General features: G+C 68.8%; 15 protein-coding genes. 9 read left to right on the forward strand and 6 right to left on the reverse strand.

Annotation, left to right across the window (positions count from 1 at the left end):
- The first annotated feature begins 584 nt into the window (after positions 1-584).
- Entirely contained in the window at positions 585-3,845 is a 3,261-nt protein-coding gene (locus tag ACWD4O_RS11795; protein ID WP_451279662.1) for an N-6 DNA methylase, read from the forward strand.
- A 542-nt stretch (positions 3,846-4,387) separates the two neighbouring features.
- Here the strand turns inward: ACWD4O_RS11795 and ACWD4O_RS11800 are convergent.
- A complete protein-coding gene (locus tag ACWD4O_RS11800) occupies positions 4,388-5,278 on the reverse strand; it encodes a DUF5655 domain-containing protein (protein ID WP_351902512.1) in 891 nt (296 codons plus the stop codon).
- A gap of 373 nt (positions 5,279-5,651) precedes the next feature.
- On the opposite strand from ACWD4O_RS11800, the gene ACWD4O_RS11805 reads away from it, so the two are divergent.
- Together ACWD4O_RS11805 and ACWD4O_RS11810 are read left to right on the forward strand one after the other, a co-directional pair.
- Complete coding sequence (locus ACWD4O_RS11805) at positions 5,652-7,238, forward strand: ISAzo13 family transposase (RefSeq protein ID WP_451279605.1); 1,587 nt, start codon at positions 5,652-5,654, stop codon at positions 7,236-7,238.
- A 108-nt stretch (positions 7,239-7,346) separates the two neighbouring features.
- The gene (locus tag ACWD4O_RS11810) at positions 7,347-7,604 is read left to right on the forward strand and encodes a hypothetical protein (protein WP_451279606.1); all 258 of its coding nucleotides are present in this window, start codon (positions 7,347-7,349) and stop codon (positions 7,602-7,604) included.
- Positions 7,605-8,091: 487 nt separating this feature from the next.
- Here ACWD4O_RS11810 and ACWD4O_RS11815 read toward each other — a convergent pair whose 3' ends face one another.
- Positions 8,092-10,257 carry a glycoside hydrolase family 36 protein gene (locus ACWD4O_RS11815; RefSeq protein ID WP_451279607.1) on the reverse strand — a complete coding sequence of 722 codons (2,166 nt, stop codon included), beginning with the start codon at positions 10,255-10,257 and terminating at the stop codon, positions 8,092-8,094.
- Positions 10,258-10,457: 200 nt separating this feature from the next.
- On the opposite strand from ACWD4O_RS11815, the gene ACWD4O_RS11820 reads away from it, so the two are divergent.
- Positions 10,458-11,531 carry a LacI family DNA-binding transcriptional regulator gene (locus ACWD4O_RS11820; protein ID WP_351902500.1) on the forward strand — a complete coding sequence of 358 codons (1,074 nt, stop codon included), beginning with the start codon at positions 10,458-10,460 and terminating at the stop codon, positions 11,529-11,531.
- 306 nt (positions 11,532-11,837) lie between these two features.
- Here the strand turns inward: ACWD4O_RS11820 and ACWD4O_RS11825 are convergent, their stop codons facing one another.
- The 4 genes from ACWD4O_RS11825 to ACWD4O_RS11840 are packed head-to-tail and all read right to left on the reverse strand — an operon-like array spanning position 11,838 to position 17,306.
- Positions 11,838-14,096 carry a beta-galactosidase gene (locus tag ACWD4O_RS11825; protein WP_451279608.1) on the reverse strand — a complete coding sequence of 753 codons (2,259 nt, stop codon included), beginning with the start codon at positions 14,094-14,096 and terminating at the stop codon, positions 11,838-11,840.
- Positions 14,093-15,001: a carbohydrate ABC transporter permease gene (locus ACWD4O_RS11830; RefSeq protein ID WP_351902495.1), complete on the reverse strand. Its 909-nt coding sequence runs from the start codon at positions 14,999-15,001 to the stop codon at positions 14,093-14,095. The genes ACWD4O_RS11825 and ACWD4O_RS11830 overlap by 4 nt, the downstream gene beginning before the upstream one ends.
- The gene (locus ACWD4O_RS11835) at positions 14,998-15,945 is read right to left on the reverse strand and encodes a carbohydrate ABC transporter permease (RefSeq protein ID WP_398426616.1); all 948 of its coding nucleotides are present in this window, start codon (positions 15,943-15,945) and stop codon (positions 14,998-15,000) included. Before ACWD4O_RS11835 ends, ACWD4O_RS11830 begins: the two co-directional genes overlap by 4 nt.
- Positions 15,942-17,306 (reverse strand): ABC transporter substrate-binding protein, encoded by a 1,365-nt coding sequence (locus ACWD4O_RS11840; RefSeq protein ID WP_351902492.1) that lies wholly within the window; start codon positions 17,304-17,306, stop codon positions 15,942-15,944. The genes ACWD4O_RS11835 and ACWD4O_RS11840 overlap by 4 nt, the downstream gene beginning before the upstream one ends.
- Positions 17,307-18,482: 1,176 nt before the next feature.
- Between ACWD4O_RS11840 and ACWD4O_RS11845 the strand changes: the two genes are divergently transcribed.
- The 5 genes from ACWD4O_RS11845 (at position 18,483) to araD (ending at position 26,244) form a co-directional block, all read left to right on the forward strand.
- Positions 18,483-21,062 carry an RICIN domain-containing protein gene (locus ACWD4O_RS11845; protein ID WP_451279609.1) on the forward strand — a complete coding sequence of 860 codons (2,580 nt, stop codon included), beginning with the start codon at positions 18,483-18,485 and terminating at the stop codon, positions 21,060-21,062.
- 715 nt (positions 21,063-21,777) lie between these two features.
- Positions 21,778-22,143 (forward strand): hypothetical protein, encoded by a 366-nt coding sequence (locus tag ACWD4O_RS11850; RefSeq protein WP_351902486.1) that lies wholly within the window; start codon positions 21,778-21,780, stop codon positions 22,141-22,143.
- A 74-nt stretch (positions 22,144-22,217) separates the two neighbouring features.
- Positions 22,218-23,951 (forward strand): ribulokinase, encoded by a 1,734-nt coding sequence (araB, locus tag ACWD4O_RS11855; RefSeq protein WP_351902483.1) that lies wholly within the window; start codon positions 22,218-22,220, stop codon positions 23,949-23,951.
- A gap of 14 nt (positions 23,952-23,965) precedes the next feature.
- Complete coding sequence (araA, locus tag ACWD4O_RS11860; RefSeq protein ID WP_351902480.1) at positions 23,966-25,483, forward strand: L-arabinose isomerase; 1,518 nt, start codon at positions 23,966-23,968, stop codon at positions 25,481-25,483.
- 32 nt (positions 25,484-25,515) lie between these two features.
- Entirely contained in the window at positions 25,516-26,244 is a 729-nt protein-coding gene (gene araD / locus ACWD4O_RS11865) for an L-ribulose-5-phosphate 4-epimerase AraD (protein WP_351902477.1), read from the forward strand.
- Positions 26,245-26,273 lie beyond the last annotated feature (29 nt).

Consider the following 26,273-nt stretch of genomic DNA (forward strand, 5'->3'; position numbering starts at 1 on the left):
GCACGCCGGGAGGGCCAGCCTGGGCTACACCTGAATGCGCGCCCGAGGGGGGCGAGGACCTGGCGACCGAGCGCTGGTTGCGGGCGGAGCGGCTCGACCGGCTGCCGCCGGCACTCGCCTCAATCGAGCGCCCAGATGTATGTACTGCGCGACCTCATCATCGCGCTCGCCGCGCGTCCTACGCCCGCCAAGCCTGAACGCGAGGAGCCGATGTCATGGGACGGCACAACTCGGCGATAAGGTGCCAGTCGTTTCCGCGCGTTCGTCCGAGCTGGGCACATCGTCGGCATGGTGGGCGGTTGCACCGATCAACGTGCTGGCGAAGCGACACGTCTGCCCTGATCAAGGCTTTACCCGGCCGTCCGACAGCACGTAGGTGCAAGCCTAGTGCCAGGTCTTCCTGCCGAACCACCGCATCAGCGCCGTTGGGACGGACGCCATGGCCCATATCACCGAGCTCTCTGCCCTTGGCGCACCAATCATCATCACGTTTGGTCACGGGGTGAAATGATGACCGGCGCCCGGCTGGTGGGTGGCCGCCGGGACGAGGAGGGCAAGTGGCTGGGGTCGAAAGCCGAGCACTGGTGGATGCCTGCTGGGCTGTAGCGGATCTACTGCGGAGCAGCATGCCAGCCCATCAGTACCGCAACGTGATACTCCCGTTCACCTTTCTGCGCCGGATGGACTGCCTGCGCCGGCATGAGGTGGACCTGGGGCTGAAGGTGGCGGCCACGGAGGAGGAAGGCGGCGTCGCGGCCGCAAGCTCGGACTCGGCGCAGGCCAGACCGGACAAGACAGGCGGAGCTACGGACACTCGGGACAGCCTCGGCGGATTACTCACGACGGTTGACGAGGCGTCACCGGATGCCGAGAAGCTGCTCGCCGAAGCACTGGAGCGCTTTGCGCGAGTGTTCTCCGCCGAGGTCGTGGAAGTACTGGACGCGTTTCAATTCGCCACTGAGGTAAGGAGGTTGGCGAACGCGAGTGTGCTGCGGGGCGTGGTGTCCGGCTTCGCCGAGCTCGATCTGAGTCCTGATGCCGTCTCCGACCAGGAGATGGGGTCGGCGTACGAAGAACTGGTATGGCGTCTCGTCGAGGCAGCGCCGGAGCGATCGGGCGAGCACGCGAGCCCCCGCGACGTGACCACGCTGGCCGCCAGACTGCTGCTCGGCCCAGACGCGGCGACGCTTGACCGGGCGGGCCAGCCCATCGCCGTCCATGATCCGTGCTGCGGCACCGGGGGCATGTTCACCGCCGTCGAGGACTACCTGCGCGGCCTGGACAGTCCCCCCGAGGTGAGGTTCTTCGGCCAGGAGATCAACCCGGAGACTTATGCGATCGCCCGCTCCGAACGCATCATGAGAGGCACGGATCCGACAGGCATCTGCTTCGGGAACGTCCTCAGCGACGACAGGCACCGAGGCGAGACGTTCGACTATCTGCTGTCGAACCCTCCGTGGGGGGTGGAGTGGCGACGGACACACAGCAAAGTGAAGCGCGAGGCTGAGGAGTTGTGCCACGACGGCCGCTTCGGGGCGGGGCTGCCGCGTATCAATGACGGTTCCTGGCTCTTCGTGCAGCACATGGTCGCCCGTATGCGGCCTCCGGCCGAGGGCGGCGGCCGGGCAGCCATCCTGTTGCCCGCCATGACGCTGAACCGGGGCAGTACCGGATCGGACGAGGCGAAGCTCCGGCAGTGGCTGGTGCAGAACGACCTGTTGGAGGGTGTGGTCGCCCTGCCCACGCATCTGTTCGTCAACACCGGTCTCTCCGCGTCTCTGTGGCTGCTGTCCAACCACAAGCCGCCCCGACTGCGGGGCAAAGTCATCGCGTTGGATGCCCGGGGCCACTTCGCGACCCTGCGCGGGACGCAGGCGAGTAAACGGCACTATCTGACGGACCAGCACATCGCCCGCCTCGGCGAGCACTACGAGGCCGCATACGCCGGCAACTCGGGGGAGCGGCAAGAAGCCGACGGTGAGGACGGGGCTTTGCTGCTCGACGTCGATGACCTCGGCTATCAGGAGGTCACGGTCGAGCAGCAGCTGCGGCAGTACTTCGTGGTGAGCGACGACACCGTCAGCGATGCGGAATCCTGGCCGACACGTGCATCCTTCGACGGAACGGATGCCCTGGTGGGAGCGCTTCGTGCGTTGAACGGGCAGAACTGGTCCACCTGGAACGCGTTCGAGGGCGACTTCTCCACGGCCTTGAAGAACGCGGGTCTGTCGGCGGAGCTCCCGCGCTCACTGTCGCGCCGGGTACGACAGGCGGTGGCCATATCGGCCCCGGAGGGGGAGCTCCAGAAGGACACGCGGGGGCGTCCGCTGCCGGATCCCGAGCTGCGGCACAAGGTGCGGGTGCCGTTGGGACAGGATGTGGACGAGTTCATCGAGCAGGAGATCGCGCCCGAGTACCCGAACCTGTTGCGCGATCAGATCGGCGTCGAGACCGGCTACGCGTTGCCCCAGGCCCCCTTCCTGTTCGGCGGGCCCGGTACGGGCTTCGGTCCGCTCTCCACGGTGGCACGGCGCGTGGGAACCGGCTCCCCCGGTAGGCGGCCCACGGGCCTCCCTCTTCTGAGCGGCCGAGACCTCCAGACGGTGGCGACCGCGGCGGAACTCTCGGAGCCTCCCCGGCCGGGGCAGGCTGTGGCCGTCTGTACCGGCGGTGACGTGGTGGGACTCGGGGGCAACTGGCGTGTGCTGCCTGCGGAGTTCGGGGACGCCGTGACCGGTCTGACCGTGCTGCGCCCGATCGGCAACGACGGCCGAGCCCTGTGTGAGTGGATGCGGACCCGGGCGAGCGAAGAGGACGGCCCTTACTCGCGCGTGTCCATGAACTCGCCCGTGCCCGTCGAGCTGATCAAGGACCCTGAGTTCAACGCGCATCTGGACGAACTCGACCACGGCAGAGCGGCGCTCGCGGTCACGACCTCAAGAATCCTGCCGAACGTGTTCCAGGGCGTGCAGGCCGGCCTCGACGAGATGCGCCGAGTCGCCAAGACATCCGCGTACGAGGCGCGCATCATCGAAGAACTCGTCAAGCCGCTCGGGGACCCGGTCCGGCGGGCCGAGTGGACCTACCCGTACCACGTCGCGGCCCTGGCCCGGCAGTACCGCATCGCCACGACGTCGGCCCATCGCAAGGACGCTCTCCTGAAACTCGCGGAAGGCGTGGCGCGCTGTGTCGGGGTGCTTGCCGTCGCGGTCCAGATACACCGTGACCAGGGCTACGTCGACACCCTTCGTAGAAACAGATCCCTCTCGCAGGGCGGTGCGACCTTCGGGACATGGGAGAAACAGATCGAAGCCCTGGTCAAGGCCGGGCCTATCCCCGAACTTCCGGAGCTGGAGGGCTCCCTGGACCCTGGTGGGGTGCTCGGAACGCTGCGCGAACTGCGCGGGATGCGGAACGACTCCAGCCACGCGAGCAGGGTGCAGCCGGAACACAAGCTGGAGCGGGAGGTCGAGACGCTTCAGCCGCTGGTCGTGGCGGCCCTGGAATCGGTGGGCTGGCTGTCCGCCCTCCGCTGGGAACTGGTCGACACCTGTGCGTACGCCGGCAACGGCGGATTCACCCTGATCGGGCGACGTCTCCAAGGAAGCCATCCTGACTGGGAGCCTTTCGAGCGCTCGTTCCCCGACACCCTCGACCCGGACCGCATCTACGTGGAGGGCCCCTCATCCCCGCGACCGTTGCCGTTGTGGCCCGTCGCACGGGCCGAGGTCTGCGAGGACTGCGACGCACGGGAGCTGTTCCTGTTCCACAAGTTCGACAAGACGAGCGGGGACATCACACTGCGCTGCGGCAGAGACCACAAGTTCCCTCGGGACGACACCTGAAGTCGTGCCCCGCCCACGGCCCTCGACTCCAACGGGTTCGCGCGTCGGGTCCCCGCTGAAGCGGTGGCCGACGAACTGATCGCGCCCGGACTTGCCTTCGAACCGGACCGACGTCAGTGCAAGAGCCAGGCATCCACGAGTAGGCGCACACGATGAGCACTCCGTCCCGGAGCCTACTCGACGAGTACGACCTAGCCGGCGCACCGTCAACTGACCCGCATCAGTCGGCGCTGTCAGTGACGGCTTCGGTCTCCTCCGTTCCCCCGATGGCTCAGGGAGGATGCGGGCTAGCATCGCAGGCCGCCCGGCACCCGAAGCACCGCTGACGATTGCGGCGAGCTGATGACGGCTCGGGCAGGTGAACGCAGCCTGCTTCGAAACGGGGCAACATAGCGCGGGATCGCCGGTTGGCCAAACCGGCGATCCCGCGCATCATTGGTGGACCACCGCCATTACCTGCCCGTACGTCGGAAGGCACGATCACCACAACATCCGCAGCAGCCCAGCCCCGTACGCCCTCACGTCACAAACACACCGGCCGGCTACGCCGCCGCGTAGCTGGCGCGGAAGAGGTCTACGGCCCGCTCCATGTCCCGCTCGGAGCGCAACTGCACCTCAAGGTCGCCCGTGCCGTGGTGGCCCAGCCCCGTCACATCCCGAGTGAAGCCAGGCATGAGGTCGACCTCCTTCGGGTCGGCCTTGAGATAGATGAGGAGCTTGGTCTTCTGCGGCGGGCAGACGCAGGCGAAGTTCCGCAGGCGCTGATACGCCCGGTACTGCTTACGCTGCACCCGGCTGACGCCGTCCCCGAGGCCAAGCAGCACCTCATCAACCGCCTCCGCCAGCTGCGCCAGCGCACCGCCCTGCTCTCGGGCGGGCAGCAGCCCGGCCGCGCTCCGGCGAACCGGCCGCGCGGCCGGCGTCCGCCCGGTGACGGACGCCACGGTCTCAAGTCCAATCAGGTCCGTGCCGAAGAATCGGTAGCGGACCAGGTCGATGCTGCGCCTGTGCTCGCGTACGGCGTGCCCGTCGTAGCGGGTGAAATCGCCGGCGACACAGATGAGCCGGGGTGCGCTCCACAGCACCTGGGACGCGGCCGATACCCCGAGCCGGTCGCGGACCAGGTCCCGGAAGGCGTCCTTGTGCGCCATCAGCCACGCCATGTAATACAGACCCTGATTGATCACGCTGGCCGAGGTGCCGCGCTTGAACTCCACGACCACCGGCGCCCCGTTCTCATCGAGCCCCAGCGAATCGATTCGGCCGCCGTCAGCACAGTCGATGACGTACTCGCTCGCCAGGAACCGCACCCCCAGCATCGTCTCCATGTGCGCCTCGACGAGGCCCTGCACATCCGCCTCGATCTCGGCAAGGCGCGGCGCGACCTCCGTCACGCCGCCATTCGTCGTGTGGAACAGCTTCAGGCCCGACACCTTCCCCTCCTCGGCTCGAAGATCGAGAACGCAGGAGAGGGGTAGATCTATTTCCGCGCGGGCGCACCGAACAGGTAAGGAGATGTGACGGTGACCACCTGGCACAGTCGGGAACCCCTGCACCCCATCCGTCCCAGAGGTGCCCTCGTCCCACATACGTCCCACAAAACCCCTGACAGCGTGTCAGTGAGGAAGACGGTGGCAGGTCAAAGCACCTGCCGACGAGATGCGCCAGGCGCCTTCTAAGCGCCTGCCCTGTTCCATGACCTCGCCGACCACCTAAGAGCTTGCAGATCATCAACGTGTTGCTTCCCGCGCTGGAGCTCGTTGGTGTGGTACGCGCATCCCGGACGAGGCTCGTGCCCAGCTCGCTATGAAGTTTGAGGTGTTGTTCCCGCATCTCGACGAGCGGCAGCGACGCTTGCTGATGGGAGCGGAGGCCCGGCTGCTGGGACACGGCGGCATCCGGGCCGTCGCCCAGGCGGCCGGGGTGAGTGAGACGACAGTACGCAAGGGCGTGTTCGAGCTGGAGGCCGGCGAAGCCCCGTTAGAGCGGGTGCGGCGGCCCGGCGGAGGACGAAAGCGGGTCGCGGACCTCGATCCGGGGCTGCGACCCGCGCTGCTGGCATTGGTCGAACCGGACGAGCGGGGTGATCCGATGTCGCCGCTGCGATGGACGGTGAAATCGACCCGGATCCTCGCCCGTGAGCTGACCGGGGCCGGGCACAAGGTCAGCGCCGACACCGTCTCCGCTCTGCTGCGGGAGGAAGGCTTCAGCCTGCAGGCCAACGCCAAGACCATTGAGGGCAGCCAGCACCCGGACCGCGACGCCCAGTTCCGCTATCTCAACGAGCAGGCGCGCGAGCACCGGGACGCCGGCCAGCCCGTGATCAGCGTGGACACCAAGAAGAAGGAACTCGTCGGAGAGTTCAAAAACAGTGGTCGTTCGTGGCGGCCTGCGGGTGACCCGATCCCGGTGCACATCCACGACTTCGCCGACCCCAAGCTGGGCAAGGCGATCCCGTACGGCATCTACGACCTGGCGGCGGACACCGGCTGGGTCAACGTCGGCACCGATCACGACACCGCGGCATTCGCAGTGGAATCGATCCGCCGCTGGTGGCACGGTCAGGGCAAGGCCGCCTACCCGCAGGCGACACGGCTGCTGATCACCGCCGACGCGGGCGGATCCAACGGCTACCGCACCCGGGCCTGGAAGCTCAAACTCGCCCGGCTCGCTGCCGAGACGCACCTGATCATCACGGTCTGCCATCTGCCGCCCAGCACATCGAAGTGGAACAAGATCGAGCACCGGCTCTTCTCCCACATCACCATGAACTGGCGCGGCCGACCGCTGACCAGCCACGAAGTCATCGTCGAGTCCATCGCCGCGACCACCACCCGCACCGGACTGCACGTCACGGCCGAACTGGACACCAACACCTACCCGACCGGAGTCGCCATCGACGACGCGGAGATGGCAGCCCTGCCCCTGACCCGCCATGCCTTCCACGGCGACTGGAACTATGCCCTGCACTCCCAGCCGACCCCGGCCATCCCGACACCCCGAGCCTCGCAGACGCCGGCACGGGACCCGGCCCTGATGTCCGACCCTGCCCTGACCGGACTATCCCCCCACCAACTGGACGATCCGACTCAGACCCTGGCCACGGACGGCGATACTCGACGTGGCCGCCCGCCCCGGCTCACTTTCCCCGACCAGGTCCTCGCCACCGTGCTCCACCTGCGCGTCAACCTGGCCGCGGAACCCCTCGCCGTACTGTTTGGCAGCAGCCGGACCGCCATGCACCGCACCCTGCTGAAGATCAGGAGACTGCTCGAGGCACACGGCATCAGCGTCTCACCAGCGACCAGCCCACCCGCCGTCCTGGGGGCCCTCCAGGCCCGGGTCACCGCCCTGAACAACGACCCCAACAACAAGATCAAGACGACATGTTGATGATCTGCAAGCTCCTAGAGACATCCCGGATCTGACTCCGGCCGATCGTCATACGGCACACAGGCCGACACCTTCGTTCAGGTTGCTCCACGACCGGTGCGGCATCTGGTGCGCAAGGAGACACCCGACGGAGTCGGCGGCCTCGTCGACACCGCGGGCATCGCCGCCCTCATGCGCGCGGTACGCGACGGAGGCCACGTGGCAACGTCGGTCGGCGGCATCCAGGTGCCCGCCGAACGCGGCATCGAGACCCGGAACACCTTCGTTCCGCAGTACGCAAGCGAGCACGCCAAGCTCGACCGCCTGCGCGAACTGGCGGAGGAGGGCAGCTCACCCCGCGGGTCGCGCACCCCGTCCCCTACCTGATCGGCCCCTCGGTGTGCTGCGCCGTACGGGGCAACGCGCCCAGGTGGGCGGCGCACCGACCGTGATGTGTCCACCGATACGGCTTCCCGCGGGCACGAAGGCACTGCTGTACGGCGCGTGCCGAGGCCGTGCTCGCCGAGGACATGACGGTGTCCGATCTCATCCAGAAAGCCGAGCCATCGACGGATCACGTGGGTCCGGAGTCGCCGGCGGACGGCAACGAGGACGCGGGACATGGACGGGCCATCCATGCCGGACCGCTTTCCGGGACGGCCGGCGCGGCCGACGCGGGCGAACCGTCGCCCGCGGCCATGACCCCTTACTGCTCCGCACGACCATGGCCGCGGGACGGCCTTCGTCCTACTGCCCAGACTGATTTCTGCCGACTTCGGGGCTCACGACAGGCGTGGACCCGGAAGCGGCAGCGAGAACGTGCCCGCTGCCGCGGCGACGGTCGGGGGTGGGAGCGGCGGCCGGCCCCTTGGTCCTACAGGTCCGGTACCGGAGACTCCGAGCCGAGGTGCAGGAGAACGGCGGTGTTCGGGCGAGGCAGGCGGACGGTGAGCTGTCCGGCGGCGACGTCCCAGGCCGCGGTGGCGTCGGCGGTGGCGGGGTAGAGCACCGTGGGACGAAGGCCGGTGCCGCGCAGGTGGGGGATCGTGAGCGTGCGGGTGGCGTCGTCGGATCTGCGCTGGTTCATTAGACGCGGAACTTCCGCTCGCTCGTCGGCGGCCGGCTCGCGTCGCCACAGTGCGAGCCAGCTGGCGGCCTGGCCGCGCAGGCCGGAGGCGATCCAGGTGTCCTCCCACGAGGGAAGCCCGAGCGGCCAGAAGGGCAGGCTCTCGGGGATCTCCGCGCGGATGGCCTTGTAGGCGGAGATGCCGGAGCGGACAAGTGAGAACTGCTCCGGGTTCATGCGGTCGAGGAACCCGGAGAGGTGGACACGGTTCGGCAGCGCGCCGACGAGGGTGAAGGCGATCTCGTCGGGGCTGAACTGCGGCTGAGGGTACGCCCATACGGCGGCCTGCTCGGGGGTGGCCGCAGTGGCGGCCGCCGCCGCGATGGGCGGATAACGCAGGGGGTCCTGCTGGTCGCTGGTGGACTGCAACTGGACAACCGCGAGTTGCGCGTAGTCCATGCGCAGTCCGCCCGACGCGCAGTTCTCCAGGATGAGGCCGGGGTGCCGGTCGAGGAGGGAGGAGAGCCAGTCGAGGTGGGCGCGGTGGTGTCCGAGCAGGCCGGCGCCCGCGCTCTCGGTACCGTTCTCCGTGCCGGGGCCGATGTTGATGTTGTAGTCGAACTTGATGTATCCCACCCCCCACTCGCCCACGATCCGGTCGACGACCCGGTCGAGGTGGGCGCGGGCCGCCGGGTGGCGCAGGTCCAAGTGGTGGCGGCCGTGCTCGGTGACGCGGACGCCGCCCCGGCGGAAGAACGCCTCCGCCGGCAGGCTGCGAGCCAACGGGCTGCGCACGCCGATCACTTCCGGCTCCAGCCACAGTCCCGGGGTCATCCCGTGGTTCCTGATGGCGTCCAGGACCTGCTGGATGCCGCCGGGAAAGCGGCTGTCGGAGGCCTCCCAGGCACCGACGGCGTCCCACCAGCCCTGGGCATCGTCGTCGTACCAGCCGGCGTCGATGACGAAGACCTCGGCACCGGCGGCCCCCGCCGCCGCGATGAGCGGCAGCAGCTTGTCGGTGGTGGGGTCGCCCATCAGGGTGTTCATGTAGTCGTTGTAGATCACCGGGAGCGCCGTGTGGTCCGGGTGGCTACGGCGCATACGGCGGCGGTAGGCGGTGAGTTCGCCGAACGCGGCGTCCAGGCCGCCGGCCTCGGTCCCGACGAGGACGGCCGGGACGGTGGTGAACTCCTCGCCCGGCGCGAGGGTCTGGTGCCACTGGTGGTGGGCGTCGTCGGGGCCGAAGAGGGCGAGGTAGGCGGCGCCTTCCCGTTCGCCGGTCTCGTAGCGCCAGCCCGCGCTGGACTCGATCTGCCAGAGCCAGGCGCGGCCCGCCCGGTCGGTGAGCGCAGCCATCGGCAGATGCCGCCCCGTGGACCAGCTTCCCTGCGAGAACCGCTCGAAGCAGCCGCGTCCTTCGTGGCCGTGGGCGGACCGGCTCAGCGGGACGACGTGGTCGCGGAAGGGAGCCTGCCGCCAACGGCACTCGGCAAGCCAGTCGTTGTCCGCCCAGTGGAGGGTCAGGCCGTCGAGCGCGCCCTGGCCGTCCAGGATGCCGCCGAGCGTCAGCGTCGACACACCCTCCAGCCGCAGGGGGGCGGTCCCCTCGTTGACCAGGCGCACCTGCGAGCGGAGGAAGCCCGCGCCAGGACAGGTCCACAGCGCGATGTCGGCGGCCAGGCCGGTCACAGGGTCCGCCAGCCGGATGGTCGTGCGCTGCCAGTCGCCGTCCGCGGCCGTCTCGTGGCTGCGGTAGGCCAGGCGCTCGCCGATGGCGCTGTCGATGAAACGTTCCCCTGACCATATGCGGCCATGGCCGGTCGCGGTGACCTCGACGAGGGGGAGCAAGGAGTCCCAGTTCTGGCCTGGTGCCCCCAGCCTGACCGCCCCGCTGGAATCCGCGACGGCGTGCAGCCCGAGGACGTCGTGGGACCAGAGAAGAGACTTCTCAGCTGCTTCGACAGCGGTAATCAACGCGATATCCCTTCCAGGGGGTGCGATCTCTCGCGGGTCTTTCGCGGGTGTTCCGCTCGTTCGCGGCGTTCCGCGGGTCTCGCGCCGGCATTCGCCCGATGCCGCACCCCACAGCGCATTGCGTGTCCCTGCTATAAATGCCGGACGACGCCAACTCCCATCTCTTGACGGGCAGTGTTGTGACCGCTCACAATCCTTACATGGATGTGATCGGTCACACAAGCCCCGGTGATGAGCCAGACCCTGAACAGGGACCGCGCAAGGCCGCCAGTATTCGAGACGTCGCTCAGGCGGCGGGCGTCTCCTACCAGACCGTCTCGAGGGTCATCAACGGGCATCCGAACGTCCGCAAGGAGACACGCAAGCGGGTCGAGGCGGCCATCGAGACGCTGGGATTCCGGCGCAACGCCACCGCGTTCGCCCTGGCCAGCGGCGTGACCCGGTCCATCACCGTCCTGACGTCCAACACGACCCTCTACGGCTACGCCACCACCCTGCAGGGTCTGGAGGAAGCGGCCCGCGCCGCGGGCTACTCCCTGGGCGTGAAGGTGCTCACGCCCGACGACGACCTCGACCGCGCGGTCTCCTCGGCCGTAGCCGGAGGCGGCGGTCTGATGGTCATCGGCTTCGACCAGCTCGCCGCTTCGGCACTGCGCCGTATCCCGGCGGATGTGCCGTGTGCCGCGGTCGTCGAAGCGCCCCCACACGGCCGGACCCCTCCCCGGCCGGCCGTGTGGGCCGATGACCGCGAGGCGGCCCGCGCCGCCACGGAGTACCTGCTTCAGCTCGGACACCGGACCGTCCACTACGTCGCGATCCCCACGTCGGTGGGCACCCGGCGCTCGGAGGGGCCGCGTGCCCAGGGCTGGCGTGCGGCCCTGGAGGCGGCCGGCATCACCCCGCCCGAGCCGCACGGCGGGAAGGGCTGGGGCGCGCAGGCCGGCTACGAGGAGGGCCGAAGGTTGGCCGACGCCCCGGACGTCACCGCGATCCTGTGCGGCAACGACGACCTCGCGCTGGGCGTGCTGCGCGCCCTGCACCACGCCGGACGGTCGGTCCCGGAAGACGTCAGCGTCATCGGTTTCGACGACGCCCCGCACGCGGAATTCCTCACGCCGGCACTGAGCACGGTCCGCATGGACTTCCAGGGCCTGGGCCGCGATGCCTTCGGTCTCCTGCGCAGCCAGTTGGAGAGTGGCTTCCAGCCTCTCGCTCCGACCTTCGCCGGCACGGACCTGATCATCCGCGAAAGCTCAGCGGGCGCCGCCGTGTGAACCCGTTGGTGCGTCGCCCACCTGACGAGGTGTTTCGTCCTTCCCCCGGGACCGCCGCAGGCTGCGGGAGCGGTTGCATCCCCGCCCGGAACACCGCGTGCGGCCGCCACTCGACGGACTGGAACGGATGAAGTCCACCCCTGTGTCCCGGGGGCTCTCGAACGGCTCCCGGCCGGACATGCCACCGCCGTGAAGTCGGTGGGCCCCGTAAACGGCCCCTGCCCCACCCCTGGAACCCATGGGTGGGGCAGGACGCAAACGGGACGTCACCGCCGGGGCGACGCCCGTTGTGCAAGCCCCGTTGCTTCAGCCGCGGAAGGTCGGCCCCTGGCTCGTCTCGGCGAGCACCTGGACGTCCCACGGTCCGAGTTCGACGCAATCGCCGGCCGAGTAGCTCCGGGGCGACAACAGGTCACGCATCGCGGTGGGGACGGTGACGGTCGCCGGGTCCCAGGACCAGTTGTGGACGATGTGCACCCGCGCCCCGTCCCGCGCGACCGCGGAGCTGACACGGACGGACCCGGGTCCGCCCCACCGGCGTGCCGACGGCGTCGCCCGGTGGTCCGGCCTCGCCGCACCGGCGACCCGCACCGCCCAGTCGACGAGCGCCGCGCCGGTGGCCGGATCGGGCTCGGTGCCCACGACGGTGATGCGGCCCGCGCCGTGCGCCCGCGTGGTGACGGCCGCGAAACGGCCGAAGTGCGGGTGGAGGTAGGAGACCAGCGCGTCCGCGCCGTTCTCCGCGCACGGTTCCAGGCAGTCGGCCCACGCCTTCCCGGTGGCGCCCTCGGGCAACTCCAGTGCCGGCAGACCCCTCGGCTCCGGTCCCGCACGGAGCGGCACGGGTGAGTCGAGGTTGGAGGACTCCTGGTAGGAGACTCCCGCCGCATCCGCCAGGCGCCCCGGCTTGACCTCCGAGCGGGCCCGGGCGAACTCGTCGGCGTAGCCGGTGCGTACACCGACCAGCAGGTGGCCGCCGGCCTCGGCGTAGGACACCAGCCAGTCCAGCAGACGGTCGCTCGCGGCGTACAGCGCGGGGACGAGCAGGACCGGCAGCTCCTGTGCGAGGGCCGCGGGATCCTGGCCTTCCGTGTTCTGGGCCGGGTTGTCGCCGTCGGGGAGCACCTGGCGCTCGTGGACGACCCGGCTGCTGAGGGCCGCGTCGAACGCGCCGCGCGCCCACGTCCCCACCATGCGGTCGTACGCCCGCTCGACTCTGGTGAAGAAGGAGTACGGCCCGGGCGGCGTCCAGGGAGGCTGGAAGGCGAGCGCCCACTTGGACGGCACGGAGTACAGCAGACCGACGTCGGCGTCCGGGCGCAGCGCCGCCACGGCGCCGCCCGCGCGGTGGAACTCGGCGCCGATCCGCGCCACTTCGGCGTAGACGCGGCCCGGGCGCATGTCGTGCGGGAGGACTCCGGCGTAGTGCATCTCGATGCCGGTGTGCATCGAGTGCCACTGCCAGTACTCGATCATCTGTGCGCCGCGCGCGACCATCGCCCAGGCCGCCTGGCGCCACTGGCCGTCCCAGGCGGGGAGGTTGACCGAGGAGTCGCCGGTGGCGCCGGCGTTGGTCTCGGTGACCAGGAAGGGGGCCCGCTTCGAGGCGTACATGCGGTCGGCGAGGTGGATGAGGTTCCAGGTGCCCGTCACCATCCACGCCGTGTCGGGCAGCTCGTCCGGCGCGGGCAGCGCCAGATGGTCCTGCATGGGGTAGTACGGGTTGCCACCGGCGACGTCCAGCGGGCGGTTGACCGCCAGGTCGTCGACGGCGGGGACGTCGTAGGCGACGCAGGTCATGACGAACTGGTCGGCGCGCCCCGCGGCGGTGGCCACCTCCCGCACGATGCCGGCCTGCCAGGCGATGAAGTCGTTCACCAGCCGCGTCTGGAAGGCGCGCCACGCCTGGTCGTACTGGGGGTGCAGGTTGCCGTGCGGCGCCCAGAGGTCCTCCCAGCCCGACAGGCAGTGGGACCAGTGCGCCAGCCCCCACTCCTCGTTCAGGGTGTCGACATCGCCGTAGGTCTTGCGCAGTTCCTCCGTGAACGCCTCGACGACGCCCGGGTTGTGCAGCAGGCGCAGGCCCGGTTCGTTGTCGACCTGGTAGCCGATCAGGGCCGGGTGGGAGGCGTACCTGCCGATGACCGCGCGGATGACGCGCTCGGCGTGGAACCGGTACGCGGGATGCGTAAGGTCCATCTCCTGGCGGCCGCCCCAGGGCACCCGGCGCCCGTCCGGCTGCTCGGCGGCGATGTCGGGGTGCTTGCGCGCCAGCCACATCGGCACCGCGTACGTCGGCGTGCCGAGGATCACGGACATGTTCCGCGCCTGGCAGCCATCGAACACCTCCTGGAGCCAGTCCAGTTCGAAGCGGCCGTCCTCGGGCTCCCACGTCGACCACACCGACTCGCCGACCCGGACGACGTTCATCCCGGCCTCGGCCATGAGGTCGAGATCGGTGTCGACGCTCCGGTTCGGCGAGTACTCCGGGTAGTAGGCCGCGCCGAACAGGACGTGCTCAGGCAGCCCGGGGGGCGTGCTCGACGCCTGCGGTTCGCTGCTCATCCCTTGACTCCTCCGCTGGTCAGGCCCGACTGCCAGTACTTCTGCAGATAGAGGAACGCGGCCATCAGCGGCAGGACCGAGATGAACGACCCCGTGATGACCCGCGAGAACAGCGCCTGCGCTCCCGACTGGCCGCTGGCGGCCGTCTGCCACTGCGCCAGTCCCACGGTCAGCGGCAGCAGGTCGTTCGACCGCAGCATGATGAGCGGCAGGAAGTAGTTGTTCCACGTGGCGACGAGCGTGAACAGCAGCACCGTGACCGCGCCGGGCACCAGGAGGCGCAGCGCCACGGAGAAGAAGATCCGCATCTCACTCGCGCCGTCGACACGGGCGGCCTCCAGCATCTGGCTGTCGATCGTGTCGGCTGCGTAGACGCGCATGAGGTAGACACCGAACGGGCTGACGAGGCTCGGCAGGATGACCGCCCAGCGGGTGTCCGTCAGGTTCACCTGCGCGAAGACGAGGTAGGTGGGGATCGCCAGCGCCGTGGTCGGCACCATGATGGACCCGAGGACGACGGAGAAGAGGGCCTTCCCGCCCGGGAAGTCGTACTTCGCGAACGCGTAGCCGGCGGCGGTCGCCAGGACGGACGCCCCCACCGCGCTGACGACCGCGTAGAGGATGGTGTTGCCGCTCCAGGTCCAGAAGATGCCGTCCTGAGCGGTGAAGACGTCCACCACGTTCGACCACAGGTGGAAGTCGCTGAACCACAGGCCGAACGTCGAGAACAGCTCACCGTTGGTCTTCGTCGACGACACGATGAGCCAGAACAGCGGAAGGAGGAAGTACGGCAGCGTCAGCAGAACGAGCACGGTCAGCAGGGGGCTGCGGCGGGGACGGTTACCTCGCGCCTTGCGGGAGGCGGGTGCCGTCGAGGTTGCGGGGGAAGGTGTCAGAGCGGTCATCGGCGGCGCTCCCGACGCTGCTGGGTGAGCTGGACGGCGTAGGACGTGATGGCGATGGCACCCGCCAGGAGGAAGGCCACCGCCGCCGCGTAGTTGATGTCCTGGCTGGTGAAGGCCAGGTTGTAGGCGTAGAGGTTCGGTGTAAAGGCGGAGTCGATCGAGTTGGGCGCCAGCTTCTGCAGAAGCTGTGGCTCGTTGAAGAGCTGGAAGCTTCCGATGATCGAGAAGATCAGCGTGAGGACGATCGCGTTGCGGATGGACGGGATCTTGATGTGCCAGGCGATGCGGAACTCGCCGGCGCCGTCGAGCCTGGCTGCCTCGTACATCTCTGTCGGGACCGCCTGCAGCGCCGCGAACATGATGATCATGTTGTATCCCACGAACGCCCAGGTGGTGATGTTCATGATTGAACCCAGCATCCAGGACTGCGATAGGAAGGGCGGCACGGGCAGCGACAGCGCCCTGGCGATCTGGGCGAAGGGGCCGAAGTCGTGACCGTACAGGTATCCCCACATGAGGGTGGCGACGACGCCGGGAATCGCGTAGGGCAGGAAGATCGACAGGCGGACGAGACGTTGCAGGTAGAGCTTGCCGGAATCCAGGGCGAGCGCGAACAGCAGCGCCGCACCCAGCATGACCGGGACCTGGATGACGAGGTAGAGCCCGACCCTCAGCAGCCCCTGCGCCAAGGCGCTGTCGCCGAAGGCGCGCCCGTAGTTGTCCAGGCCCACGAAGGTCGTGCCGCCGATCAACTGCTCACGGAAGAGCGACAGGTAGGCGGCATAGCACAGCGGGATCACCATCATGGCGATGAAGATCACCATGAACGGTGCGACGAGCAGGTAGGCCGCCGTGTGCTGGCGCCGGGCCGCGGAGGAGCGGCGCGCTCGCCGCGGCGCCGGCGCGCTGGGCACCGGCACCGCGGAGGACGGGAGAGAACTCACTTGACGGTCAACCCCTGCTGCTTGGCGTAGGCGACGAGCTTCTCCTGCCAAGCCTTCAGACCTGCCTCCATGTCGCCCTTGTCGGCGATGGCCTTGCCGAGCGTGTCGTTGAAGGTCGTGTACGCGTAGTCCATGAAGGGCAGCCAGCCGAAGGAGGTGGTCACGTTCTGGGACGCGTCGACGAAGGTCTTGTTGGCCTGCTGGCCGCCATAGAAGTCGGACTTCGCGTCGGCGAACTCGCTGCTGTTCAGGATGCTCGTCTTGGACGGGAAGAACTGCTGCTTCGTGACGAACAGGTTCGCGGGCTCCTCCTCGACGTTGATGTATCGAGCGAGCTCGGCGGCGGCGATGGGGTTCTTGGTGGTGTTCATCACGGCGTTGGTCGAGCCGCCCCAGTTGCCGGTCGCGTGGTCACCGGCGTTCCACTGCGGCAGTTCCGTCGTCCGCCACTTCCCAGAGGTGGTCTTGGCCGCCCCCTCGAGGAACGTACGGCCCCACGCGGCCGCGAGCCACGAGGCATACTTGCCGCTGGACAGGCCCTTGTACCACTGGTCGTTGAAGTCGGCGTCGGTGGAGACCTCGCCCGCCTGGATCAGCTTCTGCCAGTAGTCCACGACCTGAGTGACCTCGGGGCTGTCGAGATCGATGGTGACGGTCTTCTTGCCGTCGAAGCCGAAGGGGTTGGCGCCGTTCTGCCACAGCAGACCCACGAACTGGCCGGGGTCGCTGCCCGGCAGGTTGGTGATGTAGGCCTTGGGGTTCTTCTCGTGGAGCGTCTTCGCCGCGGTGGCGAACTCCTCCCAGGTCGTCGGCGTCTTGATGCCGTACTTGGCGAGGATGTCGTTGCGGTAGATCATGCCCATCGGGGCCGTGTCCTGCGGAACGGCGTAGACCGCACCGTCGGAGCTCACCTGGTTCCAGACCCAGGTCGGGAACTCGCTCTTCATATCCTTGATGCCGTGGTACGGCGACAGGTCAAGCAGGTTCTTCGTCAGGGTGAAGCTGCTCAGGAACTGGTACTCCACCTGGGCGACGTCCGGGGCACCCTTGCCGGCGCGCAGCGAGGTGCGCATCGCCTTGTACTGATCGGTGCTGGAGCCGATGTTGACCGCCTTCACCTTGATCGCCGGGTACTTCTTCTCGAAGAGGGCGATCTCCTTGTCGATGTCCGGCACCCACGTCCAGAAGGTGAGGTTCGTCGGCGTGGACATCGCCTTGTCGAACTCGGCCTGGGTGACCGTCTTGGGAGATCCACTCGACGAACCGCTGTCCGAGGTGGAGCCGCCCCCGCAGGCGGTGAGCAGGAGGGCGGTGGCCGTCAGCGTGGCCGCCGCCGCTGGGAATGAGCGGGTCTTGAGCACGAGTTCTCCCTAGTCCGGTTTGCCTGGCTGGATGGTGTGACCGGTCACAGGCGTGGGGTCAGTTTTAGCGCCCCTCCACCGCCGCACAAGAGGGGGGGAACAAGTTTCGCGGTTGTTTCAGTCACATTGTGACCGGTCACGTGCCGGTAGTCTGAGCAGTCTCGGCGTCATCACGCAAGTGAGAAGTGAAGATTTTCTGAACACCCGCCGATGGTGGCGACTGCCCCGGATGTCCGGCGCCCCTGTCCGCCACGGCCTGGAAATCGCACAACTGACTTGCCCGGTAGTCGGGTTGATGTCCCCGGGGAGGCCCCTTCGACCCTCCGCGCGTTCATGCCTGGCTCAGGTTGCGAAACGGCGACGGCGGTCCGCGACGCGGGGAGAGCGGTGCAGGGAGAGCGGCGACGGCGCCCCGCCGCCAGCGCCGTTTTCCCTGACTCACCCGACTGCGCCCACTCTCGGCCTCGCCCAACTCCAGCCTCTCTCGACGACGCCCAAGCCGCCCCCTCTGCCGGCGAGACGTCGCCTCCTCCGGCGACGAGGACTCCAGGCGGCCGAGAGCGCCGCATGCCCGGAGACAGCCGCGCGCACGGAGACCGCGGTGCGAAGCCCACCAACCCCACCGAAGCCACCGAAGCCACCGAAGCCACCGAAGCCACCGACCCGAACGGCAGATCGACCCCGCCGGCACCTTCCCCGCGCGCCCTGCAGTCCGCGGTCCCACTCCAGTCGAACGCCGTTCGGCGTGACTGGCTCCCGTGCCCCTGTTCGGGAAGCGCCACCCCCTCGGGTCAGGCCCTCCCACGGGTGTAGTCACCGACCGTTTTTCGGCGACACTCTTGCGCACCACCGTTGTGACCGCTCACACTCCTCCCGTACATGAGAGCGGTCACAACTGGCGCCCCTGATGTAACCCGGACACCCGTCTTTCCGGAGCCGGGGCTCATCGCCGGGCGCCGCCGCGTGCAGGAGCACCGGGGGAGGCGCTCCGCAAGCTCCTTCATCGTCGGTCTAGGCGGCGGTGAGGGTTCCCAGAGAAGCGAGGCACGGACATGAGGAGACCCTCCATGTCCTGTCGGCGGCGAACAGGGCCCGCAGGGTCGAACGTCGCGGCGTTCCCGGCTCGGGAGCGGCCTCCGTCGGCCGATCAGCCAGCGGCCGGAAAGGTTCACAAGCATGAGTCGCAGAATCACCATCGGACTACTGTCCGTCGCGCTCGCGGTCGGCGGAGCGCTGTTCCCCAGTACGAGCTACGCGGCCAACGCCCAGCTGACGGTTGACCTGTCGCAGGACACCGGCGACATCGCGCACGGCGCGTCGGGTTTCCTCTACGGTCTGGGCAACCCGGGCGTCACGACCGACAACGTGCTCCAGCCACTGCACCCGCAGCAGGCCGCGCAGAAGCCGCAGGGCGGTCTGCAGCACCCCAGTGGCGACGTGTTCGATGTGGCTCCGCAGTACCTGAACGCAGGTGCCAAGGAGATCCAGATCTACATGCAGGACATCTACCGGTACTGGCCCTATGAGAACCAGGGCCTGACAGACTACCTCGGCAAGGTCGACGACATGGTCGCCGCCGTGAAGGCCGACCCCAACTACGGCAAGTACGTGTACGTCCCGTTCAACGAGCCGGACTGGATCTGGTACGGCGGGATGTTCACCAACGCCACGACGAAGGCGAAGTTCTTCGACGACTGGAAGACGGTCTACAACCGCATCCGCGCGTCGGACCCGACAGCCAAGATCGCCGGCCCGGGCTTCAGCGTCTACGACAACCAGACGATGGCCGACTTCCTGACGTACGCCAAGGCGAACAACGTCGTCCCGGACGTCGTCACCTGGCACGAGCTCCAGAACAACTTCTTCACCGACTACTACAACCACTACAACCACTGGCGTGGTGTGGAGACCAGCCTCGGCCTCTCCAAGATCCCGATCGTCATCAACGAGTACACCCGCGCCACGGGTGACCTCGGCATCCCCGGGCAGCTCATCCAGTGGATGACCCGGCTGGAGAACACCAAGGTGAGCGGTGACCTGGCGTACTGGGTCACCGAGGGCACGCTCAACGGCCTGACGACCCGCAACAACGAGCCGACTGGCGCGTGGTGGCTGTACAACTGGTACGGCGAGATGACGGGCAGGACCGTCACCGTCACGCCGCCGACCCAGAACGGCGCGCTCCAGGGCATCGCGACGCTCGACGCCGCGAAGAAGCAGTCCCGGGTCATCTTCGGCGGCGCGTCGGGCGACACGGACGTCACCGTCCAGGGCTTCGGCGCCACCTCGGGCTTCGGCAGCACCGTCCACGCCGTCGTCCAGGCCACGGCCAGCACCGGCACGGAGGACGCGGCGGGCCGACCCGCGGTTGTGCTGGAGGGTGACTTCCCGGTCACCGACGGCAAGATCACCGTGACCGTTCCGGGCATGAGCGCGACGTCCGCCTACCAGATGACCATCACTCCCGCCACCAGCCTCTCCTCGGCGGACGTGCCGACCCGGTACCAGGCGGAGAACGCGGATCTCAGCGGCAGCGCCCGGGTGACCTACGGCTCCAACACGGGCTACACCGGCACGTACTTCGTGGACGGGTACCTGAACTCGAGCAACGCGAGCACCAACTTCGTCGTCTCCGCCCCCAACAACGGCTACTACGACGTCACCCTCCGCTACTCGGCCGGTCCGCACACTGGCGCCCCCACCGACCGCAGCACCCGCGTCACGGTGAACGGCTCCAAACTGACCGACCTCGCCCTGCCGGGCACGGCGAACTGGAACACCTTCGCCACCAAGACGGTCACGATGTACCTCTCCCAGGGCATCAACCGGATCAACTACGGCGCCTACACCACTGACAACAGCGACAACATCAGCGTCGACTCCATCGACGTGACCCACTCGACGTCCGGCACGACCGCGAGCTACGAGGCGGAGGACACGGCCAACACCCTCGCCGGCACAGCCGCGATCGAGTCCGGTACCACGGCCTCCGGCGGCAAGTACGTCGACATGCTCGGCAACGGCGCGGCCAACACCCTGCAGTTCAACAACGTCACCGCGGCGTCCTCCGGCCTGCACCGCCTGGTCGTCAGCTATGCCAACGGCGACAACCGCGGCGACGGCGGCAACGACTACAACATCATCAACCGCTACGCGGACATCACGGTAAACGGCGGCACCCCGCAGCGCGTGTACTTCCGCAACACCCGCGGCTGGACCAACTACTGGACCACCACCGTCGACGTGAACCTGACCGCCGGCTCGAACACCATCAAGTTCGGCAACAGCTCGGCCTACGCCCCCAACATCGACAGGATCCAGGTCTCCTCCGCCATCGCCGGCAGCGGCACCTCGTACATCAAGCTGGCGAACCGGTCGACCGGGCTGATGATCGACGGCGGCGGGCGCACGACCAGCGGCTCCGCCGTCGGACAGTGGCCGCTGGGCTCGACCACGAACCAGGAGTGGTCGATCGTCCCCGACGGCAGCTACATCCGCCTCAAGAACCATGCCACCGGGCTGTTCCTCGACGGCCTGGGAGCCACCGCCAACGGCGCCACCGCCGGTCAGACGACCGACAGCAGTGCCACGTCCCAGGACTGGATGGAGGTGACGGCGGGCTCGTACGTTCGCCTCAAGAACCGCGCGACGGGGCTGTACGCCGACGGTTTGAACCGAACCACCAGCGGTTCCGACCTCGGCCAGTGGAGCGGCAGCACCAGCAGCAACCAGCAGTTCCGCATCGTCCCGCAGTAGCGGGTCGCGGCAATCGATCCACGGGTTCGGCGCCGGGAATTCTCTTGGCGCCGGGCCGACTCCTCCACAGCCCCTGCCTGGCCGACACGGCCGCGCAGGGGCGCTGCAGGGAGTCATCGTGCCCATGTTCCAGGCCCAGAGCGTTTTCTCACTGTTCCTGAAGTCGCTGGGGCTGATCGTCGAGCCGGACACACTTTGATCCTGGTCAACGACGGTTCCGGGGCCGAAGTGAGCGAACTGGTCGCAGAGTCCGCCCGGAAGGTCAAAGGGGAGCGGGCCGACGAGGTCACCGTGACGACCGTGCACGACCAGAAGCCGCGTGGCTGCGGCCAGGCTCTCGACCAGGGTCTCGCCGACGGCGACCAGTCTTTTTCGCCGGCGTACGGCTGCTGGTGGCGGACGCGAAGCGGCGCGGTCTGCCGCTCGCGGTCGCGTCCAGCTCCCGGGCGGCCTCCGTGCTGCCCCACCCACAGCATCGGGCTGCGCGACGCGTTCGACGTGGTCGTCACCCGAGAGGACGTGCCCCGCACCAGGCCCCACCTCCATGTACCGGCGGCGCGGCGCCTCGGAGTGGCCCCGTCGGCCGTCCCGGTCGGGTCTACCCCGGGGACCGCTCAGCGAGTGAGGAGTGTGCCGCACCGATGGATGTGTTCGAGGCGCAGAGCCCGGGTCACGCTCTCTTGACGCCCACGCTGTGACCGCTCACAATCCTCCCATGTCCGTGACCGGTCACATTCACCGCGGCAGCCGCGCCGCGCCCTCCAGGGGGCAGCGGATGGCCGTCGGCATCAGCGACTCACCCCATGCCTCCACCGCGAGCAGCACTCTCCCGTCGTCGGGCGACAACCGCATCGCCGCCGCGCTCGTCGGGCAACGGCAGCCTCCCCCAGCACGACTTGCGCGTCCCGGGCACCACACCTCGGCCGTCACCACCCACGCGACCGCGGACGCCCCCCTCGCGAGGACAGCGGCGGTCGGCGACGACATGGCGGACACGTCGACCACACAGGCGAGGCACCTGCAGCGGCTCCTCCATGGACCCCCGGTCTCGACGGGTAACCGCCGCGACATCAACGGCTGACGTCGCCGCCGGGCGGAGCCTGAGCCAGTCCACGCCCGCCCCTCTTGCCACAGCCTTCCCTCCCCACCTCATCCATGGCTTCGAACAACGCACGAGATCTCGATCAGAAGGGCGGCCCGGTGGTGAACGCCGAGCACAGCGAACACACCTCTCCCGGCACCTACGTCATCGGAGTCGACTACGGGACGCTTTCCGGACGGGCCGTGGTGGTCCGCGTCGCCGACGGCACCGAAGTGGCTTCCGCCGAGCACCCCTACACGCACGCCGTCCTCGACCGGGCGCTGCCCGACGGGACGCCGCTGCCGCCCGACTGGGCGCTGCAGGTGCCCTCGGACTACATCGACGTCCTGCGGATCGCCGTACCCGAGGCCCTGGCCCGGGCCGGCGTACGGCCGGAGCAGGTCATCGGCATCGGTACGGACTTCACCGCCTGCACGATGGTGCCGACGCTGGCCGACGGCACCCCGCTGTGTGAACTCCCCGAGTACGGCGGCCGCCCGCACGCCTACGTGAAGCTGTGGCGCCACCACGCCGCCCAGGCCCAGGCCGACCGCATCACGGCTCTCGCCGAGGAGCGCGCGGAGCCGTGGCTGAAGCGGTACGGCGGGAAGATCTCCTCGGAGTGGGAGTTCGCCAAGGGGCTGCAGCTGCTGGAGGAGGATCCGGAGCTCTACCACCGCACTGAGCGGTGGGTGGAGGTGGCGGACTGGATCGTGTGGCGGCTGTGCGGCACGTACGTCCGCAACGCCTGCACTGCCGGATACAAGGGCCAGTACCAGGACGGCACCTATCCCTCTCCCGACTATCTGGCCGCGCTCAACCCCGGTTTCGCGGACTTCGTGGCGGAGAAGGTGGACCAGCCGATCGGCCAACTCGGCGACCCCGCAGGGAGATTGACGGCCGAGGCGGCGGCGTGGACGGGCCTGCCGGAAGGCATCGCCGTCTGCGTCGGCAACGTCGACGCGCATGTCACCGCGCCCGCGGCCACCGCGGTCGAGCCAGGTCGGATGGTGGCCATCATGGGCACCTCCACCTGCCACGTCATGAGCTCCGACCAGTGGGCCGAGGTCCCGGGCATGTGCGGGGTCGTCGACGGCGGCATCCTACCGGGCCTGTGGGGCTACGAGGCCGGGCAGAGCGGCGTCGGCGACATCTTCGGCTGGTTCGTGCGCACCGGGTTCCCCACGTCGTACGCCGAGGAAGCCGCCGCCCTGGGACGCGACGCGCACGAACACCTCACCGCCCTGGCGGCGGAGCAGGCGATCGGCGAGCACGGACTGATCGCCCTCGACTGGCACAGTGGCAACCGCTCCGTCCTGGTCGACCACGACCTCAGCGGCGTCCTGGTGGGCCTGACACTGGCCACGAGCCCCGAGGACGTGTACCGGGCGCTGCTTGAAGCGACCGCGTTCGGCACCCGCACCATCATCGAGGCGTTCGAGACCTCCGGTGTGCCGGTGAAGGAGCTCATCATCGCGGGCGGCCTGATGAAGAACGCGCTGCTGATGCAGATCTACGCCGACGTCACCCGTCTCCCCCTCGGCGTCATCGACTCCGCGCAGGGTCCGGCTCTGGGCGCGGCCATGCACGCCGCGGTCGCCGCCGGCGCGTACCCGGACATCCGGGCTGCCGCCCAGGCCATGGGCAAGGCCCGTCCGGGCGTCTACCTGCCCGACCCCGAGCGGGCCGCGGCCTACGACCGTCTGTACGCCGAGTACCGGCTTCTGCACGACTACTTCGGCCGTGGCGCGAACGAGGTCATGCACCGCCTGCGCGGCCTGCGCGCCGAAACTGCCGTCCACTCCTGAACAGGAAAACTCCCATGGAAACGACCACCACGCCCTACCCCGGCCACGAGATCTGGTTCCTCACCGGCAGCCAGGGCCTGTACGGCGACGACGTCCTGCGTCAGGTCGCCGAGCAGTCGAGGAACATCTCCGAGACCCTCGGCCGCCCCGGCAAGGTCCCGGTCCGCATCGTGTGGAAGCCGGTCCTCGCCGACGCCGACTCCATCCGAAGAATGTGCCAGGAAGCCAGCGCCTCCGAAACCTGCGTGGGCGTGATCGTGTGGATGCACACCTTCTCCCCCGCCAAGATGTGGATCGCCGGACTCAGCGCCCTGGACCGGCCCCTGCTGCACCTGCACACCCAGTACAACCTGTCGCTGCCCTGGCCGAGCATCGACATGGACTTCATGAACCTCAACCAGGCCGCCCACGGCGACCGCGAGTTCGGCCACATCGAGTCCCGTGTGGGCGTCGACCGCAAGATCGTCGCCGGTCACGCCACCGACCCCCGCGTCGTTAGGCGCATCGCGGCCTGGGCGCGCGCCGCCGTCGGCCGCCACACTGCGCGCAGCCTGCGCCTGGCGCGCTTCGGCGACAACATGCGCGACGTCGCCGTCACCGAGGGCGACAAGGTGGAAGCCCAGCTCCGCTTCGGCTTCTCCGTCAACACCTACGCCGTCAACGACCTGGTCGCCGTCGTCGACGACGTCGAGGACAAGGCCGCCGCCGAACTCGCCGACGTATACATCGCGTCGTACGACATGGCGTCCGCGCTGCGCCCCGGCAACATCCGCCACGACTCCCTGCTGTACGCGGCCCGTCTCGAACTCGGCCTGCGCGCCTTCCTCACCGAGGGCGGCTTCACCGCCTTCACCACCAACTTCGAAGACCTCGGCGGCCTGCGCCAACTCCCCGGCCTCGCCGTGCAGCGCCTGATGGCCGACGGCTACGGCTTCGGCGGCGAAGGCGACTGGAAGACCTCCGCCCTGCTGCGCACAATGAAGGTCATGGGGACCGGCCTCCCCGGCGGCACCAGCTTCATGGAGGACTACACCTACCACCTCGGCCCCGGCACCCCCCGCGTCCTCGGCGCCCACATGCTGGAGGTCTGCCCTTCCATCGCCGCCGCCCGCCCCCGCTGCGAGATCCACCCCCTCTCCATCGGCGGCCGTGAGGACCCCGTCCGCCTGGTCTTCGACGCCGCCGAGGGTCCCGCCGTCGTCGTCGGCCTCTCCGACCTCGGCGACCGCTTCCGGCTCACCGCGAACGCCGTGGACGTCATCACCCCCAGCGAGCCGCTGCGGCGTCTGCCGGTGGCGCGGGCGGTCTGGAAGCCGCGCCCCTCTCTCGCGGAGTCCGCCGAGAGCTGGCTGCTCGCCGGCGCCCCGCACCACACCGTGCTCAGCTCCGCCGTCGACCTCGAAACCCTCACCGACTACGCCGCCATGACCGGCGTCGAGCTGCTCACCATCGACGAGAACACCAGCATCGACCAGTTCACCAAGGAAGTCCGCTGGAACGCCGCCTACCACCGCCTCGCCCAGGCCCTGTGACGACCTGTCTGCTCACGTAAGGAGAACGACCAGTGACCGCACGAGTCCGCGACGGCCTGCGGCAAGAGGTACTGGACGCCAACCTGGCCATCCCCCAGGTCGGCCTGGCCACGCTCACCTGGGGCAACGTCAGTGGCGTCGACCGCGAGGCGGGGGTCTTCGTCATCAAGCCCTCCGGCGTCCCCTACGACGACCTCGCCCTCGACCATCTGGTGACCGTACGCCTCTCCGACGGAAAGGTCGTCGGAGGCGACCTGCGGCCCTCCACCGACACCGAGACCCACCGCTGCCTCTACCTCGCCTTCCCCTCCATCGGCGGCGTCACCCACACCCACTCCACCCACGCCGTCGCCTTCGCCCAGGCCCGCCGTGAGATCCCCGTCCTGGGCACCACCCACGCCGACACCTTCAACGGCCCCATCCCCAGCACCCCCGACCTGACCGCCGAACAGTGCGCCAAGGACTACGAGTACAACACCGGCCGCGTCATCGTGGACATGCTCGAGGAGGACGACCAGAAGGCCGTCGAGGTGCCCGCGGCACTGGTGGCGGGCCACGGCCCCTTCACCTGGGGCGCCACCGCCCGCAAGTCCCTCGAACACGCCATCATCTGCGAAGCCGTCGCCGACATCGCCCTGCACACCTTCGCCCTGGCCCCCACCAGCCCCCCGCCGCCCCCACACCTGCTGAACCGCCACTACACCCGCAAGCACGGCCCCGACGCCTACTACGGCAACCCGGCCCCCGCGCCCGCCGTATGACCGTGGTGTCGTGGACGCATGCGTCGGAC

It is taken from the genome of Streptomyces sp. NPDC002623 (assembly GCF_053592635.1).

Bases quoted from the DNA above. Each gene is read 5' to 3' on its own strand.
- ACWD4O_RS11820 (WP_351902500.1), top strand. From the start codon at position 10,458: ATGGATGTGATCGGTCACACAAGCCCCGGTGATGAGCCAGACCCTGAA.
- ACWD4O_RS11845 (WP_451279609.1), top strand. From the start codon at position 18,483: ATGAGTCGCAGAATCACCATCGGACTACTGTCCGTCGCGCTCGCGGTC.
- ACWD4O_RS11850 (WP_351902486.1), top strand. From the start codon at position 21,778: ATGTCCGTGACCGGTCACATTCACCGCGGCAGCCGCGCCGCGCCCTCC.
- ACWD4O_RS11830 (WP_351902495.1), bottom strand. From the start codon at position 15,001: ATGACCGCTCTGACACCTTCCCCCGCAACCTCGACGGCACCCGCCTCC.
- araB (WP_351902483.1), top strand. From the start codon at position 22,218: ATGGCTTCGAACAACGCACGAGATCTCGATCAGAAGGGCGGCCCGGTG.
- ACWD4O_RS11825 (WP_451279608.1), bottom strand. From the start codon at position 14,096: ATGAGCAGCGAACCGCAGGCGTCGAGCACGCCCCCCGGGCTGCCTGAG.
- ACWD4O_RS11805 (WP_451279605.1), top strand. From the start codon at position 5,652: ATGAAGTTTGAGGTGTTGTTCCCGCATCTCGACGAGCGGCAGCGACGC.
- araA (WP_351902480.1), top strand. From the start codon at position 23,966: ATGGAAACGACCACCACGCCCTACCCCGGCCACGAGATCTGGTTCCTC.